At 60.2% G+C, this 19,496-nt stretch carries 21 protein-coding genes; 12 read left to right on the top strand and 9 right to left on the bottom strand.

The window, feature by feature from the left end; translation table 11 throughout:
• Positions 1-18: 18 nt before the first annotated feature.
• The gene (locus J2046_RS32000; RefSeq protein ID WP_210058705.1) at positions 19-699 is read left to right on the top strand and encodes a PadR family transcriptional regulator; all 681 of its coding nucleotides are present in this window, start codon (positions 19-21) and stop codon (positions 697-699) included.
• Positions 700-798: 99 nt separating this feature from the next.
• On the opposite strand, the gene J2046_RS31995 is transcribed toward J2046_RS32000, so the two are convergent.
• The 6 genes from J2046_RS31995 to J2046_RS31970 form a co-directional block, all read right to left on the bottom strand.
• Positions 799-1,212 (bottom strand): nuclear transport factor 2 family protein, encoded by a 414-nt coding sequence (locus J2046_RS31995; RefSeq protein WP_210058703.1) that lies wholly within the window; start codon positions 1,210-1,212, stop codon positions 799-801.
• Between the two features lie 14 nt (positions 1,213-1,226).
• Positions 1,227-1,730 (bottom strand): DUF1203 domain-containing protein, encoded by a 504-nt coding sequence (locus J2046_RS31990; protein ID WP_210058702.1) that lies wholly within the window; start codon positions 1,728-1,730, stop codon positions 1,227-1,229.
• Positions 1,731-1,806: 76 nt separating this feature from the next.
• On the bottom strand, positions 1,807-2,376 hold the full coding sequence (locus J2046_RS31985; RefSeq protein WP_210058700.1) for a GNAT family N-acetyltransferase: 570 nt from the start codon (positions 2,374-2,376) through the stop codon (positions 1,807-1,809).
• Between the two features lie 5 nt (positions 2,377-2,381).
• Positions 2,382-3,248, bottom strand: coding sequence for a 3-mercaptopyruvate sulfurtransferase (sseA, locus tag J2046_RS31980; protein WP_210058699.1), 867 nt, complete (start codon positions 3,246-3,248; stop codon positions 2,382-2,384).
• A gap of 27 nt (positions 3,249-3,275) precedes the next feature.
• The gene (locus J2046_RS31975; protein ID WP_210058697.1) at positions 3,276-4,013 is read right to left on the bottom strand and encodes an alanyl-tRNA editing protein; all 738 of its coding nucleotides are present in this window, start codon (positions 4,011-4,013) and stop codon (positions 3,276-3,278) included.
• A 21-nt stretch (positions 4,014-4,034) separates the two neighbouring features.
• Complete coding sequence (locus J2046_RS31970) at positions 4,035-5,072, bottom strand: cysteine synthase A (RefSeq protein WP_210058695.1); 1,038 nt, start codon at positions 5,070-5,072, stop codon at positions 4,035-4,037.
• 339 nt (positions 5,073-5,411) lie between these two features.
• On the opposite strand from J2046_RS31970, the gene J2046_RS31965 reads away from it, so the two are divergent.
• Positions 5,412-6,056 carry a cupin domain-containing protein gene (locus J2046_RS31965; protein ID WP_210058693.1) on the top strand — a complete coding sequence of 215 codons (645 nt, stop codon included), beginning with the start codon at positions 5,412-5,414 and terminating at the stop codon, positions 6,054-6,056.
• Between the two features lie 53 nt (positions 6,057-6,109).
• Here the strand turns inward: J2046_RS31965 and J2046_RS31960 are convergent, their stop codons facing one another.
• From J2046_RS31960 to J2046_RS31950, 3 genes are all read right to left on the bottom strand, one after another.
• Positions 6,110-6,349 (bottom strand): DUF982 domain-containing protein, encoded by a 240-nt coding sequence (locus J2046_RS31960; protein WP_037146272.1) that lies wholly within the window; start codon positions 6,347-6,349, stop codon positions 6,110-6,112.
• A 100-nt stretch (positions 6,350-6,449) separates the two neighbouring features.
• Positions 6,450-7,454, bottom strand: coding sequence for an inorganic phosphate transporter (locus J2046_RS31955; protein ID WP_210058691.1), 1,005 nt, complete (start codon positions 7,452-7,454; stop codon positions 6,450-6,452).
• On the bottom strand, positions 7,454-8,095 hold the full coding sequence (locus J2046_RS31950; protein WP_210058689.1) for a DUF47 domain-containing protein: 642 nt from the start codon (positions 8,093-8,095) through the stop codon (positions 7,454-7,456). The genes J2046_RS31955 and J2046_RS31950 overlap by 1 nt, the downstream gene beginning before the upstream one ends.
• Positions 8,096-8,321: 226 nt before the next feature.
• Between J2046_RS31950 and J2046_RS31945 the strand changes: the two genes are divergently transcribed.
• From J2046_RS31945 to J2046_RS31900, 10 genes are all read left to right on the top strand, one after another.
• Positions 8,322-8,963 (top strand): alpha/beta hydrolase family protein, encoded by a 642-nt coding sequence (locus tag J2046_RS31945; protein WP_210058687.1) that lies wholly within the window; start codon positions 8,322-8,324, stop codon positions 8,961-8,963.
• A gap of 218 nt (positions 8,964-9,181) precedes the next feature.
• A complete protein-coding gene (gene kdpF / locus J2046_RS31940; RefSeq protein WP_081952684.1) occupies positions 9,182-9,271 on the top strand; it encodes a K(+)-transporting ATPase subunit F in 90 nt (29 codons plus the stop codon).
• Between the two features lie 46 nt (positions 9,272-9,317).
• Positions 9,318-9,485 (top strand): hypothetical protein, encoded by a 168-nt coding sequence (locus J2046_RS31935; RefSeq protein WP_210058685.1) that lies wholly within the window; start codon positions 9,318-9,320, stop codon positions 9,483-9,485.
• 43 nt (positions 9,486-9,528) lie between these two features.
• Positions 9,529-11,589: a potassium-transporting ATPase subunit KdpB gene (kdpB, locus tag J2046_RS31930; RefSeq protein WP_210058683.1), complete on the top strand. Its 2,061-nt coding sequence runs from the start codon at positions 9,529-9,531 to the stop codon at positions 11,587-11,589.
• Between the two features lie 124 nt (positions 11,590-11,713).
• Entirely contained in the window at positions 11,714-13,396 is a 1,683-nt protein-coding gene (gene kdpA / locus J2046_RS31925; protein ID WP_210058682.1) for a potassium-transporting ATPase subunit KdpA, read from the top strand.
• Positions 13,397-13,415: 19 nt separating this feature from the next.
• On the top strand, positions 13,416-13,982 hold the full coding sequence (locus J2046_RS31920) for a potassium-transporting ATPase subunit C (RefSeq protein ID WP_210058681.1): 567 nt from the start codon (positions 13,416-13,418) through the stop codon (positions 13,980-13,982).
• Between the two features lie 441 nt (positions 13,983-14,423).
• Positions 14,424-15,905 carry a lipopolysaccharide biosynthesis protein gene (locus tag J2046_RS31915; protein WP_210058680.1) on the top strand — a complete coding sequence of 494 codons (1,482 nt, stop codon included), beginning with the start codon at positions 14,424-14,426 and terminating at the stop codon, positions 15,903-15,905.
• Between the two features lie 41 nt (positions 15,906-15,946).
• Entirely contained in the window at positions 15,947-16,945 is a 999-nt protein-coding gene (locus J2046_RS31910) for a polysaccharide pyruvyl transferase family protein (protein ID WP_210058679.1), read from the top strand.
• 31 nt (positions 16,946-16,976) lie between these two features.
• Positions 16,977-17,786, top strand: a complete 810-nt coding sequence (locus J2046_RS31905; protein WP_210058678.1) for a galactosyl transferase — start codon at positions 16,977-16,979, stop codon at positions 17,784-17,786.
• A gap of 301 nt (positions 17,787-18,087) precedes the next feature.
• Positions 18,088-19,266, top strand: coding sequence for a tyrosine-type recombinase/integrase (locus tag J2046_RS31900; RefSeq protein WP_210058677.1), 1,179 nt, complete (start codon positions 18,088-18,090; stop codon positions 19,264-19,266).
• Positions 19,267-19,496: the final 230 nt, after the last annotated feature.

Raw genomic sequence — 19,496 nt, 5'->3', positions numbered from 1 at the left:
AGTCTGAAGGAGACAACGATGTTTGGACACAAATTTGATGGACGGAACGGCTGCGGCGAACGCGGTGGCCGAAGAGGTTTCGAGGAAATGTTCGCCATGCGCGGTGGCGGGTTCGGTCGCGGGTTTGGCGGTCGTGGGGGACCGGGCGGCGGTCGCGGTTTCGGTGACGAGGGCGACGGCCGCATCGGCCGTTTCCTGATGCAGGGGGATCTGCGTCTCGTTGTGCTGGCCCTGATCGAGAAGGAACCGCGCCACGGCTACGAGATCATCAAGCACATCGAGGACCTGACTTACGGTTTCTACGCGCCGAGCCCGGGCGTCATCTATCCGACGCTCACCTATCTCGAGGAGGCGGGCTACGTGACCGCCGAAGCCGACGGCAACAAGAAGCGTTATGCGATCACCGACGAGGGACGCAAATATCTCGACGAGAACCGCAGCTTTGCCTCGACCATCCTCGATCGTTTGTCGCAGCTCGCCGAACGCATCCGTGAAAAGCAGGAGCGGTCGCAGCGCCGTGGCAGCGACGGCGGCCCTGTTCTGCCCCGCAGCATCGACGCCGCCATGCTGAACCTGCGCGAGGTGATCGCCCGCAAGCTCGAAACGGACGAGAAGAAGGCCGGAGAGATCGTCAAGCTGCTGCTTGATATCGCGGAAGACCTGGACGGTCCTGAAGACCGGAACCAAAACGACGCGTGATCCTCCTGCCGGAGCGCCGGTTTACCACCGGCGCTTTCCCATACCGGCAATACAGCATGAAGACAGGCCGCCGGAGCAGCCGCGCTCAGGCGGCTCTTTTCATGCCATGATGTCGAGCAGTTCCTTGGTGTCGTAGTAAAACGGAATTCCCTCCGCAAGGCGGCCGTCCCGGAAGTGGAGGAATTCGCAAAACGGTTGTGTAATGCTCTTGCCGGTGGAACGGGCCACCATTGTCAGCGTGCAAGAGAGGTGAATGCGGTCCGGCGCTCCGGTGACATGGAGCTCCTTCAAGTCCATATTGCTCCAGACATCGTTCATCCTGTCGAAAAGTCTGGCAATTCCATCGAGGCCGCGCCAGTCGCCGCCGTAGGGCAGCGATGCGGGTTCACGGACAACGACATCATCCGCGAAAGCTTTCGCCAGTTGCCGGATGTCTTTTTCATTCGACGTCAGGAAGGCCATTTCGACTGCAAACATCCGGTCGACAATGGCGCGTGCATCGAGACTGGTCATGGTTCCGCTCCCGCTCAGATGGCAATTCCTGTATCCGCAAATGCCGGCGCTTCGGCTTTATCGATCCGGCACTGATAGCAATTGTTGCGCGCCGAGCGGACATGCACATAGGCGATGTCCTCGCGGGCGAGCAATTCCTCCGCACGGGAGGCGATCTTTTCCGTCGGCGTCACCGCGCCGCTGCCGTAGACGATGCGGTCGTCATGGCCGTATCCGCGCACGATATAGTCCGAACTCGACAGCATCGGCGGCAAGACCTCTTCCGCCGCATAGCGCTCGCATGCCTGCTTGTGCAGGAAGATCGGTCCCGTTTCCGCATAGGGCTGCAACTCACGAAACGGACGATAGGCGAGAACCAGCAGTTCCTCGCCGGCATCGATGTTTTTCAGGCAATGGCGGCAGGGATAGCCCGGGCCATCCGAAACCTTTGTCTCCGGATGGTGACCGTAGGCGTCGGGTCCGCCGTTCCACAGATGAGCTGCATCTTTGGTCGGCATGGCTACGAAGGCGATCGTCATGGCAAAACTCCTTTGTCGGTGTTGCCAAGAGATGCCGCCGAGCGGAGCATAAAACCACCCGTTTCTTGCCGGGATATCAGGCGTCCAGCGCTTTGAGCAATTCCGCGTCCGTCATCGGCTGGACCAGCGCCTCGTAGGTCGAGACGGGCGAGAAGCCCATCATCTGGTAGAGCTGCAGGGCGCGCGGGTGGTCGAGCGTATTGGTGGTGACGGTAACCTTTTGCGGATTGTCCTGCCAGGCGGCATAGAGCGCCTGCAGCAGGAACCATTTGCCGATACCGAGCCCGATCGCCCGCTCGAACAGCCCGAAATAGGAGAGCTCGACGACCTCCTCGTTCTCCTGCCGGAGTTCGAAAAAGCCTGCCGGCGCGCCGTTGACGTAAAGCACGGTAACCGACGCGCGCGGATCATGGATCGCTGCGGCAAGTTCCTCGTCGGTCATCCGCAGCCGCTTATACCAGTGCCAGCGCTTGCCCACCTGCCGGTAGAGGTAACGGTAGTAGTGGAGCGGAATATCCGGCGCGCGGATGATCGCCGTCTGGATGTTGACGGGCACCGGCAGGCTGGCCTTGGGCGGCGCGGTCATTTCCAGTTGCGTGACATGGGCCTTGAGAGGAGCCTTGGGCGATGCTGACTTCTTCGCCATGGCAATCAGGCAGCTTTGGGTGACGGTGGGCCTGTGACGACCGGCGTATCCTGGCGGCTGCCCCACTCGGTCCAGGAACCGTCGTAGAGCGCATTGTCTTCATGGCCGAGGGATTCGAGCGCCAGCGTGATGATTGCGGCGGTGATGCCGGAGCCGCAACTCGTCACCACCGGCTGCCCGAAATCGATGCCTGCGTCTTCGATTGCCCGTCTCAATTCCGGCAGCGGCCTGAGTTTGCCGTTCACCGAGAACGTGCCGGAGGGAAGGCTGCGCGCGCCGGGCATGTGGCCGGAGCGCATGCCGGCGCGGGGTTCCGGTTCGGTGCCGGAAAAGCGGCCGGCAGAACGCGCATCGGCGATCTGCCGCGAGCTGTCGCCGACAATCTCAAGCATGGTGTGGAAATCGATCACCTTGTCGACTCGGAACTGCGGCATGAAGGTAACGGGCGCAGGCGAGGGGACGGCGGTTTCAAGCGGCCGGCCTTCTGCCTTCCAGCCATCCAGCCCGCCGTCGAGCACATAGACGTTCCTTGCGCCCATGATGCGGAACAGCCACCAGCCGCGCGGCGCGGAGAAGATGCCGGGCCCGTCATAGATGACGATACGGTCGTTTTCCGAAATGCCCATTTTGCCGACCGCTTCGGCGAAGACCTCGGGTGCCGGCACCATATGCGGCAGGCCGGTTGAATGGTCTGCGACCTTGTCATGATCGAAGCGGACGGCGCCGGGGATATGACCGGCGGCATATTCGGCATCCGCGTCCCGATTCTGAGCGGGCAGATAGAAGGAAGCATCGACGACCCTGAGGTCCGGACTGCCGAGCGCATTCTGAAGCCACTCGGACGAAACGACGAAACGGCTGGTTTCGCTCATGGGATACCTCCATTTGAATCGAAAGAATCAGGCTTCAGCGCCCGGTGCGCCGAACCTTATGCGGAAACGCCGGTTCTCCTTGCCCTTCTTCTCGATCTTGGCGATGTGAATTGCGCCGACCTCCTGCGTTTCGGAGACATGTGTGCCGCCGCAGGGCTGGCTGTCAACGCTGGAATCCGCGCCGATGCAAACAAGGCTGACGCGGCCCATGCCGATCGGCGGGCGGACGTTCTTGGATTTGACGATGCCCGGATTGGCGCTCAACTCCTCGTCGGTGATCCACTGCACGTAAACCGGATGGTTCTGCCCGACGAGTTCCATGAGCTTCGCCGTGACCTCATGCCTGTCGATCGTCTCGCTCATGTCGAAATCGACCCGCGACTCCTCTTCCCCGACAGCCGCCCCGGTGATCGGATAGGGGCAGACCACGGACAGCAGATGACAGGCGGTATGCATGCGCATGAGCCGGTAACGGCGCGCCCAGTCGACATGCAGCGTCAGCTTCTCGCCGACGAGCGGCTGGGGTTCGCCTTCGAGCGGCACGTGAATGATGATGTCCTTGGTGGCGCCATGCTTCGTCTGGGTGAGCGCGATCTTCGTGCCGTCGGCCCTCTCCAGGAAACCGGTATCGCCTGGTTGTCCGCCGGATGCGGCGTAAAAGCAGGTGCGATTGAGCTCGATGCCGCCGTCTTCGTGGATGGTCGTCACCTCCGCTTCGGCTGTCGAAAGATAGAAGTCGTCGCGGTAGAGAGCATCAACGGGCATGTCAGTCTCTTGGTTTAGGGGTCAGGGTGTTTCGAAGGGAACGGGAATGTGACGCTTGCCGGTCAGCCAGGCGGGAATCGGCAGGCCCTTGGACTTCAGGAAGTCGGGATTGAAGAGCTTGGACTGGTAGCGGTTGCCATAGTCGCAGAGGATCGTAACGATCGTATGGCCGGGGCCGAGATCCTTCGCGAGCCGGATCGCCCCGGCAACGTTGATGCCGGTCGAGCCGCCGAGGCAGAGGCCCTCCTTCTCGACGAGGTCGAAGATGATCGGCAGCGCATCGGAATCTGGAATGCGGTAGGCAAAGTCCGGCGTGAAGCCTTCGAGATTGGCGGTGATGCGGCCCTGGCCGATGCCTTCGGTGATCGAGGAGCCTTCCGATTTCAGTTCGCCATGGGTGTAATATTCATAGAGGGCGGCACCGTCCGGATCGGCGAGGCCGATCTTGATGTTCGGGTTCTTCGCCCTCAGTCCCATCGCGACGCCCGCAAGCGTCCCGCCGGACCCGACTGCGCAGATGAAGCCGTCGACCTTGCCTTCGGTCTGGTTCCATATTTCCGGGGCGGTCGTCTCGGCATGGGCATCGCGGTTGGCGACGTTGTCGAACTGGTTCGCCCAGATCGCGCCGGCGGGCTCGGTCCTGGCAAGCTGTTCGGCAAGCCGGCCGGAGACTTTGACGTAATTGTTCGGGTTCCTGTAGGGAACGGCAGGAACCTCCACCAGTTCGGCGCCGAGCAGTTTCAGGGCGTCCTTCTTCTCCTGGCTCTGGGTCTCGGGAATAACGATGACCGTGCGGTAGCCGAGCGCCTTGGCAACCAGCGTCAGCCCGATGCCGGTATTGCCGGCCGTGCCCTCGACGATCACGCCGCCGGGCCTGAGCATGCCCTTCTTCTCGGCGTCGCGGATGATGTAGAGCGCGGCCCGATCCTTGACCGACTGGCCGGGATTGAGGAACTCCGCCTTGCCGAGGATTTCGCAGCCGGTCGCCTCCGAAGCGCCTTTGAGCCGGATAAGGGGCGTGTTGCCGATCACGCTGAGGACGGAGGGATGATAGGTCATCGCGATACCTTGTCGTTCCTTGGAGATTTAAGCCCGGTCTTTTCGGCGCACAAGCACCGCAGGGCAAGAAATTCTGTTCCCGGAAGGAGCCTGCTTCGACAAAATCCATCTTCCCACCGACAGGTCGCCGAAACGATGTGGGAAAGGGAAATGTATTTTAGGTTTAGCTTTTGTAATGAGGAGCAGGCGCCGAGATCTCGCTCGTTATTATCTTGGAAATAGTAATATCAACTTCCTGTTACGCCTGTCCCGAATGCTGTTGAAGCGAATATTGATCCGTGCCATTCGTGATTTTATCGTGCGGTGTTTAAATACCGTGCGCGAAACTGGCCAACGGACATGCTGCAGAACCTTGAAAGGTTGGATCTTCTGATCGCGCATTACGTTGCCGGTTCCTTTCCGGAGCCGGTGCATGTCTTGGTGGGATCATATCTGGAAATGCAGGCCCCGGCCGCACGGTTCGCCCAGACTCTGGAGGAACTGGCCGGCACGACCCTGCGCGAGAGCGAGCCGCTTGCGGTGGCGTCGCGCGACCGTCGGCTGCGGGAGATTTTCGCCTCCGCTCCGCTGCCGCCCGAGCTTGAACCAAAGGCCTCCCACGGGGCATCACTTCCCGCATCGCTGCTGGCCTATGCCGGGGTCGACCTCTCCGGTATTCCATGGAAAACCAGACTGCCCGGATTTCGCCGGCATGTCATAGAGAGGTCCAGGGAGGTCGAGGCGAGCCTGTTGTGGGTCCGGCCCCGCCGGGCAGTTCCCCGTCATGGTCATCGGGGTCTGGAATTGACTTTGGTTCTGGAGGGTGAATTTCACGATCATCGCGGCAATTTCGGGCGGGGGGACATTTCGATCGCGGATGAAACGCTCGACCACCGGCCGGTTGCGGGAGAGCAGGGGCCGTGCATTTGCTTTACTGTCCTGTTCGCCCCGATCGTGCTCTCCGGTTCTCCATGGAGGCTCGTGGGTGACATCCTCGGCATCTGAACGGATAAGAAAAGGCCGGCGATGAGCCGGCCCAGGTTTAACCGTTCGCATCTTCAGTTCAGATGCAGCTGAGCTTCGCTTACAGCCTGCTCGAACTGCTGGCGCGCCTCCTCCGGCGACCTGCGCCCGTCGAGGGCCGCGCGGCAAACGCTGCGTGCCTTGACGAACTGCGGTCCACGCATGTCCGGCCAGCGATCGGTCAGGAGGGCCAATGCCTCGAACGGGCTATGGACGTCCTCCGTGCCGAGATGGCCGAATGCGACGCGAACAGGTTTCTGCCAGCTGGTTTGCATCTTTTCCTCCTCCCAGGATACCAACCGTATCAAACGGTGAAGACGGCAAATGGTTCCCTTCCGATGAAAAGAATCTGGCTGATGGCACCCCGCAGCTGTCTCATTGGAAAAGACCGGCAATCCAGTAGAACAGTGCGGAGACGAGCGCCGCTGCCGGCAGCGTGACAAACCAGGCGAAGACGATATTGCCGGCGATGCCCCAGCGAACGGCCGAAAGGCGTCTGGCGGAGCCGACCCCGATGATTGCGCCGGTGATCGTGTGGGTGGTCGAAACCGGAATGCCGAGCCAGGTCGCGCCGAAAAGCGTCAACGCGCCGCCGGTTTCGGCGCAGAAGCCCTGCATCGGATTGAGCCTGGTGATCTTCGATCCCAAGGTGTGGACGATACGCCATCCGCCGAACAGCGTGCCGAGCGCCATGGCAGCCTGGCAGCTGATGACCACCCAGAAGGGCACATGGAACTCGCCGCCTAGATATCCCTGCGAATAGAGGAGCACCGCGATGATGCCCATGGTCTTCTGTGCGTCGTTGCCGCCGTGGCCGAGCGAATAGAGCGAGGCGGAAACGAATTGCAGCATACGGAAGGTGCTGTCGACTGCAAACGGCGTTTGGCGCACGAAGAGCCAGGAGACGATCAGCACCAGGACGAGCGCCAGGAAAAAGCCGATCGCGGGCGACATGAAGATCGCGCCAATGGTCTTGGTGAGCCCGCTCCAGACGATCGAACTGAGGCCCACCTTGGCGAGGCCGGCGCCGACGAGCCCGCCGATCAGTGCATGTGATGAGCTGGACGGGATGCCGAAGGCCCAGGTGACGATGTTCCAGATGATCGCGCCCATCAGCGCGGCGAATATCACCTGCGCCGAAACGATCTGAGGGTCGATGATGCCGGTGCCGAGCGTTTCCGCCACATGCAGGCCGAAGAACAGGAAGGCGATGAAATTGAAGAAGGCCGCCCAGAAGACCGCATATTGCGGCCTCAGCACGCGGGTGGAGACGATGGTTGCGATGGAGTTGGCCGCGTCATGCAGCCCGTTGAGGAAGTCGAAGAAAAGCGCGACACCGACGAGGCCTGCAAGAAGAGGAAAGGCGAGGGCGGAATCCATCAGATATTCTCGATCACGATGCCGCTGATCTCGTTGGCGACATCTTCGAACCGATCGAGCACCTTTTCGAGTTCACCGTAGATTTCGCTGCCGATGATGAAGCCCATGGCATTGCCGGCGCCATGACGACGGAAGAGATCCCTGAGGCCCTGATCATGCAGGTCGTCCGACCGGCCTTCGACACGGGTAATTTCCTCGGCGATCGCACCGAGTCGCGGCGCATTGGCACCGATCCTCTTGAGCAGCGGCACTCCTTCGGCGATCAGATGTGCGGCCTTGACGATTTCGCCGCCCATCTGCTGCATCACCGGATCGAAACTCGTCTGCTCGAACAGCCGGATCGTCTTGACCGTCTTGTGCATCATGTCGATCGCATCGTCCATCGACTGGATCAGGTCCTTGATGTCGCCACGATCGAAGGGCGTGATGAAACTGCGGCGCACGGCCTGGAGCACCTCGCGGGTGATGTCGTCGGCTTCCTCTTCCAGCGCTACGATGCGTGCGCAGTTGCCTTCGATATCGGTGCCGGTGAGCAGGGCGTTCAGGGATTCCGCCGCGCCGACCACGGTGCGTGAATGCTGCTCGAAAAGATCGAAGAAGGCATCCTCACGGGGAAGCAGTTTTCTGAAAAGGCCGAGCATCCAAGGTTCCTTGCGTATTTCTGGCTGTCATAAATGTGTCATAAATCGTGGACGGCGAGACTGGAAACCGCGAGAAAGGATTTTCTGTGGAAGAAAAGTTCGGTTTCGTAAGCTGGCTAATTATTTGCTTTGGCGATGGAATCGGTGAAGGCTGCGCTGGACTTGCCTTTGCGCGCCGACCGCAGCCGTGGCCGGCCGTTCGTCGCCGGCAAATTGAGGGAGCAGGATGTCGAACCGATTTCTGATTGAGGGGCCGGGGGATGCGCGCTTCACCATCCTTCTCGCGCACGGCGCCGGCGCGCCGATGGATTCGGTGTCGATGACGGCTGCCGCAAAAGCGCTGTCGGAGAAGGGGTTTCGCGTGGCGCGCTTCGAATTCGGCTATATGGCGTCACGCCGTATATCGGGTGAACGCAAGCCGCCGCCCAGGGCAGAGACCCTCAATCCGGAATACAAAGCTGCCGTCGCCGAGCTCGGCACCAGGGGGACGCTGATCATCGGCGGCAAATCCATGGGCGGACGAGTGGCGAGCATGATCGCCGACGAGCTTTATGCGGAAGGGAAGATCGCCGGTCTTCTCTGCCTCGGTTACCCGTTTCACCCACCGGCCAAACCGGAACAGCTTCGTACGCAGCATCTTAAAGCGCTGAATACCCCGGCGCTGATCTGCCAGGGAACCCGTGACGAATTCGGCACGCGGGAAGAGGTCTCCGGTTACGAGCTCTCCGACAGGATCGAGATCCTCTGGCTGGAAGACGGTGATCATGATTTAAAGCCGCGCAAGAAGATTTCCGGCTTCTCCGCCGCCGAACACCTGGCGACCATGGCGGAAGCGGTACGTGTCTGGGCTGACGGGCTGACGTTCTGAGCGGAGCCCTCGGCATCCCCGAGAGGAGATGCGCGGCGCCGCATGTCGCCGCGGTATCCGTGAAACTCCTATAGGATTCCTATTTCTCTCCTCGCGGGTTCCTCTCGAACCTTTATGCAACTCGGAGCCATATTTCTTCCAGTTTCGCGGCTGGACGCCCCGTCTTCGCGTCCGGGCCTGGCGAATCTCGACAACACGAGAATGCGAGGAAGACCCAAATGGTGTTCGATTATGGCCTCAGCGCCGCAGTCCTTATCTTCGTCAGCGCTTATCTGATCTATGCCCTGCTTCGACCGGAACGCTTTTGATCGGCGGGCGGCAGGCAATGCCGCCGGCATCGGGCGCGTGCGGGATATGAACGGCTGGCTCCGCATCCTGCGCAGACGTGTCGGTCCCTGCTTCGGCACTCCGAAGGTCGGGACGCATCTTCGCGCTTCGGACGTCATACTCGGCATGACGTTTCTGCTGCTGGCCGCCGTGCTGTTTGTCTCGCTTCTTTCCCATTTCTTCGCATCCGCTTGAGCGGTGCGGAATGCGCAATCAGAATATCAAGCTGGAGCCTCTTATGAGCCAGGACAGATCAGCGAGCATCATGGATGCCCGCATCCTCGTTCCCGCGATCGGGAACGCCTTCAAGAAACTCAATCCCCGTTCTCTGGCCAAGAACCCGGTCATGTTCGTCGTCGCCGCGGTTTCGGTGTTGACGACAGTCCTGTTCGTCAAGGATGCGGCGACGGGAGCAGGCAATCTCGGTTTTTCCTTCCAGATCATCCTCTGGCTCTGGTTCACGATCCTGTTCGCGAATTTCGCGGAGGCCGTTGCGGAAGGCCGCGGCAAGGCACAGGCCGATTCGCTTCGGCGCTCGCGCACCGAAACGCAGGCCAAGCTGCTTGCGAACGGCAGCCGTGAGAATTTCAAGCTGGTGCCGGGAACGAGCCTCAAGATCGGCGACGTGGTGCTTGTCGAGGCCGGCGACATCATTCCCTCCGACGGCGAGGTGATCGAAGGCATCGCCTCGGTCAACGAGGCGGCCATTACCGGCGAATCCGCACCCGTCATCCGGGAATCGGGCGGTGACCGCTCCGCCGTGACCGGCGGCACGCAGGTCCTGTCCGACTGGATCAGGGTGCGCATTACCGCCGCTGCCGGCTCGACCTTTCTGGATCGGATGATCTCGCTGGTCGAGGGCGCGGAGCGGCAGAAGACGCCGAACGAGATCGCCCTCAATATCCTGCTCGCCGGCCTGACGTTGATCTTCGTGCTTGCAACCGCGTCGATCCCGAGCTTTGCCGCCTATGCCGGCGGTTTCATCCCGGTGATCGTCCTTGTCGCGCTGTTCGTGACACTGATCCCGACCACGATCGGCGCTCTTCTGTCTGCCATCGGCATCGCCGGCATGGACCGGCTGGTGCGCTTCAACGTGCTCGCCATGTCCGGCCGCGCCGTCGAGGCGGCCGGCGATGTCGATACGCTGCTGCTCGACAAGACCGGCACGATCACCCTCGGCAACCGGCAGGCCACGGAATTCCGTCCGGTGAAAGGCGTGACCGAGCAGGAGCTCGCGGATGCGGCGCAACTCGCCTCGCTGGCGGACGAGACGCCGGAAGGCCGATCCATCGTTGTTCTCGCCAAGGAAAAATACGGCATCCGCGCCCGTGACATGCAAAGCCTGCACGCCACCTTCGTCCCGTTCACGGCGCAGAGCCGCATGAGCGGGATCGATTCGGAGGGTTCGTCCATCCGCAAGGGTGCCGTCGACGCGGTGCTGAGATATCTCGACCAGATCAGCGCCAAGGGCGCCGGCAGCGAAGCCACACGTGAAATCCAGGCGATCGCGGATGATATCGCGAAGGCCGGCGGCACGCCGCTCGCGGTCGTGCGCGATGGTCGCCTGCTCGGCGTCATCCACCTCAAGGACATTGTCAAAGGCGGCATCCGCGAGCGCTTTGCCGAATTGCGCCGCATGGGCATTCGCACCGTGATGATCACCGGCGACAACCCCATGACGGCCGCCGCGATTGCCGCCGAGGCGGGTGTCGATGACTTTCTTGCCCAGGCAACGCCTGAGGACAAGCTGAGGCTGATCCGCGAGGAGCAGGCCAAGGGCAAGCTCGTCGCTATGTGCGGCGACGGCACCAACGACGCACCGGCACTCGCCCAGTCGGATGTGGGCGTAGCGATGAATACGGGCACGGTCGCCGCGCGCGAGGCCGGCAACATGGTCGACCTCGATTCCGACCCGACGAAGCTCATCGAGATCGTCGAGATCGGCAAGCAGCTGCTGATGACGCGAGGCGCCTTGACCACCTTCTCGATCGCCAACGACGTAGCCAAATATTTCGCGATCATTCCCGCGATGTTCGTCGGGCTCTATCCGCAGCTGAGCAAGCTTAACATCATGGGGCTTGCGACGCCGGAGAGCGCCATTCTCTCCGCCATCATCTTCAATGCGCTGATCATCATCGTGCTCATACCGCTGGCCCTTAAAGGCGTGAAATACAAGGCGATCGGCGCAGGGCCGCTCTTGAGGCGCAATCTGCTCATCTACGGGCTTGGCGGGCTCGTCGTACCCTTTATCGGGATCAAGGCGATCGACCTGATCGTGGCCGCCCTCCATCTCGCCTGATCGAAGGAACATTCGACATGACTATCCTCTATCTCCTCCTCGGCGTGGCGATCTTCTGGCTTCTGCTGGCCATGACCTCTGCCGCCGACCGGGTTTGATTTCCAACGATGCCGGAGAAATTCCCATGTTAATTCAACCCATCCTGTTCGTCGTCCTCATCGTTGGAGGCACCGCGCTTATCTCCTGGCCGCTTGGCCGTTACATGACCTGGGCCATGGACCCGCAAGGTGCCGCATCGGGACGTCCCAACGCTTTCACGCGCCTCTTCCAGTCGATCGGCGGTTCGGTCTCGGCAAGGCCGCAGGACTGGAAGCGCTACATGGTGTCCATCCTCGCATTCAACGTCGTGATGTTCGTCGTGACCTTCTCAATCCTGGCCCTGCAGCAGTATCTGCCGCTCAATCCGGACGGAAAGGAGGCTCTTGAGGGCAGCCTGATCTTCAACACGGCAGCCTCGTTCACCTCGAACACCAACCTGCAGCACTATTCCGGTGAAGTCTCGCTCAGCTATCTTTCGCAACTGGCCGGATTGATGTGGCTCCAGTTCGTGTCGGCGGCGACCGGTATCGCGGCGCTTGCCGCCCTGGCGCGCGGCCTTGCCGGACGCAAGCTCGGCAATTTTTTCGTCGACGTGCAGCGCGCATCGTTTCTCGTACTCCTGCCGGTCGCCTTTATTGTCGCCATCCTGCTTGTGGTCGGCGGCATGCCGATGACGTTTAACGGTGCGGCAGTCGCCACGACACTCGAAGGCGTGCAGCAGACGATTGCACGGGGTCCGGTGGCGGCTTTCGTGTCGATCAAACAGCTCGGTACGAATGGCGGCGGTTTCTTCGGCCCCAACAGCACGCATCCGCTCGAGAATCCGAGCTTCTGGACCAATGTCGTGGAAACGGTATCGATCATCCTCATTCCGATGGCCTGCGTCTGGATGTTCGGCCGGATCGTTGGCCGCATGCGCCATGCCACGGTGATATTCGGCGTCATGCTGGTGCTGGTGCTGCTGCGCGTTGCCGGCGGCATCTGGTTCGAATCCGCTCCGACCCAGGCGTTCGCCGACCTCCCGATCGAGCAGACGACAGGCAATCTGGAAGGCAAGGAATTGCGCTTCGGCGCGTCGGCTGGTCCGCTCTGGTCCGTGCTGACGACCTCCACCAGCAACGGTTCGGTCAATGCGATGCACGATAGCTTGAACCCGCTTGCGGGTATGATGCCGATGATCGGCATGTGGTTGAACGAGGACTTCGGCGGCGTCGGTGTCGGCATGATCAACATGTTCCTTTATATCGTCGTCGGCGTCTTCATCGCCGGCATGATGATCGGCCGCACGCCCGAATATCTGGGCTGGCGCGTCGAGGCCCGCGAAGTCAAATTCGCCATTCTCGCTCTTCTGGCGCATGGGCTCTTCATCCTCGGCGGCACGGCGGTCTTTGCGGCGACGCCGTGGGGAGCGGACGTGCTCAACAATGTCGGCCCGCACGGCTTCAGCGAGATCCTGTACGAGTTCTCCTCCGCGTCGGCCAACAACGGTTCCGGCTTTGAAGGACTGGGTGACAACACCGTGCCCTGGAACGTGGCGACAGGCATCGTGATGCTGCTCGCGCGCTTCATTCCGATCATCCTGCCGCTCGCGATCGTCGGCTCGCTTTCCGCAAAGCGCAGAAGTGCGGAATCGAGCGGCACGCTCAGCGTCGAGGGCGGCACTTTCGCAACCATGCTGGCGGCGACCATCCTCGTCGTGGGTGCCCTGACCTTCTTCCCCGCGGCAACCCTCGGCCCGATCGCCGAACACTTCATCTATATGAACTGATCAATCCGGAGACAGAACCATGGAAGCCCTTTTAGCAAGCGTCCGGATCACCGTAGCCACGATGGCGATTTGCGTCGCCGGATACGCCACGGCGGTCTGGGCCGTCGGTCAGGCGATCACCCCGGAGACGGCGGACGGATCGCTGATTACCCGTCCGGACGGAACCATCATCGGAAGCCGCCTTATCGCGCAGCCCTTCAGCCAGCCGAAGTATTTTTGGCCACGGCCGTCGGCCGTCGACTACAATGCCGCGGGCGCCGGCGGCAGCAACAAATCGCCGACGAGCCCCGATCTCACAGATCGTGCCCGCGAGATCGTCGCAGCCTACAGAGCAACTCCCGAAAATCCCCTGCCGGCTGAGCTTGCTGCTGCGTCCGGTGCGGGACTCGATCCGCATATTTCCGAACGGGCCGCACTTTACCAGGCAGCCCGCATTGCCGAGGCGCGCGGCCTGGCCGAGCCGGAAGTCGAGGCGCTGGTCCACCGGATGGCTTTCGCGCCTGGCGGTTTTCTGACAACGGATCGCATCGTCAATGTGCTGGAACTGAATCTCGCGCTCGACGGCACGGGAACGCCGCAGCAATAGAAGCTGAAGCCAGGGCGGCGCTCCCGCCGCCAGATCGAGATGATTTGGGCCTGATCGGCCTAAAATCTGATTCCTGATGTCGATCGATTTCATCGATCGCGATGGCAACGCCGCGACAGCGATCTGCATTCGTCGAACGTGTCCACAAAACCAACATCATTTCCCCCCAAAGAGTGATCGGGGCCTCTAGCCTTGGCTTTAGGCCCCTCTATATCACCCGTCGGCGCGAGGCGATCGTCTCGCTAAATCACTAGGTTGCACCAATCTGTCAGGGAGAAATTACAACAGGGCTCAATGATCACCGTGCCCAACAGATAGCCCGTGTCCTTCGGATGCGGTTCACAGGGAGGAGGCAAAGGGAGCGGAAAACGTGCGCGAAAAAGGATAGCTATGGAATGACGATGCTCACATACGCTTGCTACTGCATCGAAGAGGTCGGCCATGAGCATTGCTGACCGATTGGTAACAGGAAGTCTCTGGGTCACCCTTTCGAGGGTCATCGTCAACGGGCTGTCAACACTCAGCACCATTGTCCTGGCTTGGTATCTCTTGCCTTCGGACTTTGGCGTTGTGGCACTGGCAACAACAATGCTCGTCATCGTGACGACGATCACAGAGCTTTCCCTGAATGAGGCGCTTATCCGTCACGAAGATCCGGGAGAATCCCATTTCAGCGCGGCATGGACGCTGGCTGCGACGCGTGGCCTGATATTGTGCCTTCTCTTCGCAGCGCTCGCCTATCCTGCTTCCCTCATCTATGACGAACCGCGCCTGTTCGGCGTTCTCCTCGCCTTGAGCCTCAGCTTCCTGATAAACGGGCTTGCGAATCCGCGGCGGATCATGCTCCAGAGAGAGCTGATTTTCTGGCAGGAATTCGTGCTGAACGTTGCCCAGAAAGTCGCCGGCTTTGTAGCAACCGTCGCCATCGCGGTCATCTACCACAGCTATTGGGCGCTTGTGATCGGCACTTTGGTGATGCAGGCGACGAACGTTTTGGCGTCGTACTTTATTCTGCCGTTTCGCCCGCGCATAACCTTCTCCCATATGCGCGAATTCTTTTCGTTTTCCATCTGGATCACCGCCGGGCAGATCGTCAACACACTCAATTGGCGCTTTGATTACCTTCTGCTGGGCAAGCTGCTGGATGGTGCCGCCCTCGGCTATTATTCGCTCGGCGGCCAGCTTGCGATGACGCCCACGCGTGAAGCAACCGCGCCGCTGACCGCGACGATCTATCCCGCCTTTGCCAATGTCCGCCATGATCCTCACCGCCTGGCGGCGGCCTATCAGCGGACGCAGGCGCTCCTGACGGCCGTCGCATTGCCGGCCGGCATAGGCATGGCAGTCATCGCAGATCCCCTCGTCAGGCTGGTGCTTGGCGAAAGGTGGCTTCCCGTGATCTTCATCATCCAGGCGCTTGCGTCGGTTTACGCGCTGCAGACGTTGGGCTCTCTCAATCAGCCTCTTGGCATGGCGCTGGGACATACCCGGACCCTCTTCATCCGCGACACGCAGATGCTTTTCGTGCGGATTCCGGTGATTACGGTCGGCCTGGTGTTCTGGGGACTTCCGGGGCTGATATTCAGTCGCGTGCTCACCGGCCTCTTTAGCGCTTTCGTCAACATGATCATCGTGAAGCGTTTCATCAATGTTTCGGTCACGGCGCAGTTATGGGCAAATTTCAGGGCGCTCGCCAGTTCGGCCGTCATGGCTGCGGGCGTCTTGCTTGCCCATCGCTATATGGGCGTTGAGACCACGCAAATGGCGCTGGTTCTGCAACTCGCTGCCCTCATTTGCCTTGGAGGTGTTCTCTATTGCGGATCCAGCATCTTTCTCTGGCTGGTCATGGACCGTCCGAATGGTCCGGAGACCGAAGTCAGGAGGATAGCCTCCAAGGTGTTGTCCAAAGTCAGTCTCGCCTGATCGCAGGCTTGTTTTCTTCCAATTTTCGAAAGAGAGGTACGATGTCCGGCGCACAGCAATCCGAACTCATCACCAGGCTGCAGGATAGAACTCACGATTGCCTGAAACAATTCGTCAAGCCTGATGAGCCCATCGCGATACTGGACTTCCCCGATATCAAGAACTGCGGGGATTCTGCGATCTGGCTGGGAGAGATGGCCTATCTGCAGCACCGGTACGCAAAGCGGCCCTCCTATGTCTGCACGACCGACGATTTTTCACCTGATGAACTCAAGAGCGCAGCCCCGAGTGGTCCGATCTTCATTCACGGGGGCGGCAATTTCGGCGACGTATGGGTGTTCCATCAGGACTTCCGGGAGCGCGTGATGGAGCTGTTTCCCGACCGGCAGATTGTCCAGTTCCCGCAATCGATCCACTACAAGTCTCCGGAACGGCTGGAGCAAAGCAGGCGGGCGATCGGCAAGCACAAGAACTTCGTTCTCCTGGTGCGCGACGAGGAATCGTTTCAGTTCGCCCAGGAAAATTTCGATTGCGAAACCTATCTGTGCCCGGACATGGCCTTCTGCATCGGCGCCGTGCAGCCCGATGCGCCGCAATTCCCCGTCCTCGCGATGCTCCGCCAGGACAAGGAACAGGTCGGAACGGTCGATTTCTCCGCCTATCCCGACATCCCCAAGGAAGACTGGATTACCGAAGATCCTTCAAAGGTGCGTGTTGCAAAAGCGCTTGGAGCGGCATCCGCGCTGCTGCAGCTCAATCCTTCCGAGGTGCGGCTGCGCAAACTGGATGCCGCTGCCAACAACCGCTTCCGGCGCGGCATCCGGCAGATTTCCCGTGGCAAGGCGATCGTGACCGATCGGCTGCACGTGCATATCTGCTCGCTTCTCATCGGACGCCGTCATGCGGTGCTCGACAATAATTATGGAAAGATTCGCCGCTTCATGAATGCTTTTTCAGGGGGCACGGATCTGTCCTACAAGGCAACGTCGCTCGATGACGGCATCAGATGGGCAAGAGAACAGGCGGCTGTTGCGGCTTGACCGTGCCCGAAATCAACGACCGGAGGCTGTCATGAGTGTTTTAACGTTCATCATCCCTGTGAGGCATCAGAAAAACGCGCGCGATTGGAGCCTCCTGAAGAGGAATCTCACGCAGACCGTCGCATCCATCGCGAATCAAACCAGCGCTGACTGGCGAGGGATCATTGTTGCCAACGAAGGTGCCGATCTTCCCGTGCTGCCGGATAAATTCTCGGTGACCTGGGTGACCTTTCCCCCGAACGATATCCACGAGCGGGGTGATGCGACCGAGGAGGATTTTCTCGACTCGTTCCGCGCCGACAAGGGGCGTCGCGTCCTGGCGGGCATGCTCGATGCCCGCGACAGCCGCTTCTTCATGATCGTTGACGACGACGATTTTGTCAGCGCCCGCATCGTCGAGTACGTTTCCCAACACCAGAACGAAAATGGCTGGGCGATCGATAAGGGCTATATCTGGGACGACGGCGGAAGTCTTCTATTATGCCGTGACCAGTTCAACCACTATTGCGGCACATCGCTGATCATTCGTTCGGATCTGTACGGACTGCCATCGAGGGCGGAAGACGCATCGATCGAATGGATCAAGAACATGCTTGGCAGCCACGTCCGCGTCGTACCGGCTTTGGCCGAACGGGGGACGCCATTGAGTTCGCTGCCTTTCCGGGGTGCCGTATACCGCGTTGCACACAAGGGGTCGCATAGTAAGGCTCCGAGCCTCATCGACATGTATTTCCTGAACAGGAACGCTCTCAGGCGGCCTGTCAGCACGATGAAAAACCTGGCGGGGTTGCGGCTGCTGTCGACTGAACACAAGAAAGAGTTTTTCGGGCTTTCGGGATAATCGTTCAGGTGTCTCTGGCGCCGCACTGGAATCGTCTTCACGGCGGCCAAAACTGATGGGCTGCCGTGAAGAAGGGCGTCATCTCTGCAGGTGGGGCTTAAAACGACTGAAGCGCGCCAAAGGCGCGCTCCAGCGAGAAACTGGCTCCCCGGGCCGGATAATTTTTAGTAACTTTAATGCTCCATATTGGTAACCGCACTAGAAAAAAACTATTTAATTTCAATAGCATGGTTGTCCATTTTGACCTCTGCGCCTATTTATAGCGCATACCCCAATAGCGGGGAAATTGTGGGGAAGATAAATGGGGAGCCATACTCGTAACGTTCTGACGGTAAAGTCTATAGCGACCAGCAAATCGGTCAAACTGCGTGATGGCGGTGGGCTCTATCTGGTGAGTAAGGGTAGCGGCCGCTACTGGATCCTGAACTATACCTTCGCCGGCCTTCGACGTGAGATCGGGCTGGGGCCGCTTCATACTGTTGGGCTTGCGGACGCCCGAGAGAAGGCTGAGATCGCTAGGAAGCTGATCAGACAGGGTATAGACCCGCTCGCCGCGAAACGCGAAGCTGAAGAGGCTACGCCTAAGGCGATCACGTTCGGGGCGTATGCTGACGATTTCATCGACGCTGCCGTCAAGGCTGGTCGATGGCGCGGCGCCAAGACAGAAGCGCGTTGGCGAAATCTTTTGGAAGTCCACGCAAAGCCGATCCGTGCAAAGGTGATCTCCAGCATCAAAGTAAAAGACGTTCTGGAAGTTCTTCGTCCGGTGTGGGGCTCGAAACAGGAGACGGCAGAAAAGCTGAGAGAAGCGATAGAGCGCGTCCTAAGTGCGGCAACCGTTGAAGGGCACCGGACAGGAACGAACCCAGCCACTTGGAAAGATGTCCTCTCCCATGTGTTGCACAAACCTGATGAACTCACCAATCGCAATCATCACGCTGCCATGCCCCACGCCGACGTGCCGGCCCTCATGAAGAAGTTGGCCGAGGGTGATGGTGTAAGCGCTCGGGCGCTCGAACTCACCGTCCTGACTGGTGTCCGTAGCGGCGAGGCGAGGGGAGCTGTCTGGCCGGAGATCGACCTTCAGACAAAGGTCTGGACGATCCCTGCGGTTAGGATGAAGGGCGGTAAGGAACATCGCGTGCCTCTCTCCGATCAGGCAGTGGTATTGCTCAAGGTGATGAAGGCGCAGCGGGTCAACGATTTCGTTTTCCCTGGCGTACGGGATAAGAAGCCGCTGTCGGACGCCAGTCTCGGGAAGGCGCTAACTGGTGCCGGCGGAGGCGCTTACACGGTTCATGGCTTCCGTTCCAGCTTCCGCGACTGGGCAACCGAAGTTGCGCACGCTCCTCGCGAGATCGCCGAGGCCGCCCTTGCGCATGCCGTCGGTGACGCGGTTGAACGTTCGTACGCAAGGAGTGATGCGCTTGAGCGGCGCCGAACGTTGATGCAGGATTGGGCCAAGTATTGCTGCGGCTGAGCCGTGTACTTGATTTTTTACAAATGCAGTCAAGAACTATATTCGCACGTCCAAAAATATAGTGCGTTGATAAATTTGTAAAAATACTCTATTTAAATAGTCACGATGGCCGGTAAGGTTGTCATGTGAGCGGCCTGGGACTGTCGGATTTTTTGTGCCTGAGGCCCGTTTCCGTCAGTTGCTGACGAACCTTTCGCCGAATGCGACGGCGAATTGCGTCTTGGCCTCGA

Source organism: Neorhizobium petrolearium, from assembly GCF_017873175.1.
GTDB classification, from domain to species: domain Bacteria; phylum Pseudomonadota; class Alphaproteobacteria; order Rhizobiales; family Rhizobiaceae; genus Neorhizobium; species Neorhizobium petrolearium.
The sequence above is the reverse complement of the archived record's forward strand: the minus strand, read 5'-3'. Positions and strand labels throughout refer to the sequence as shown.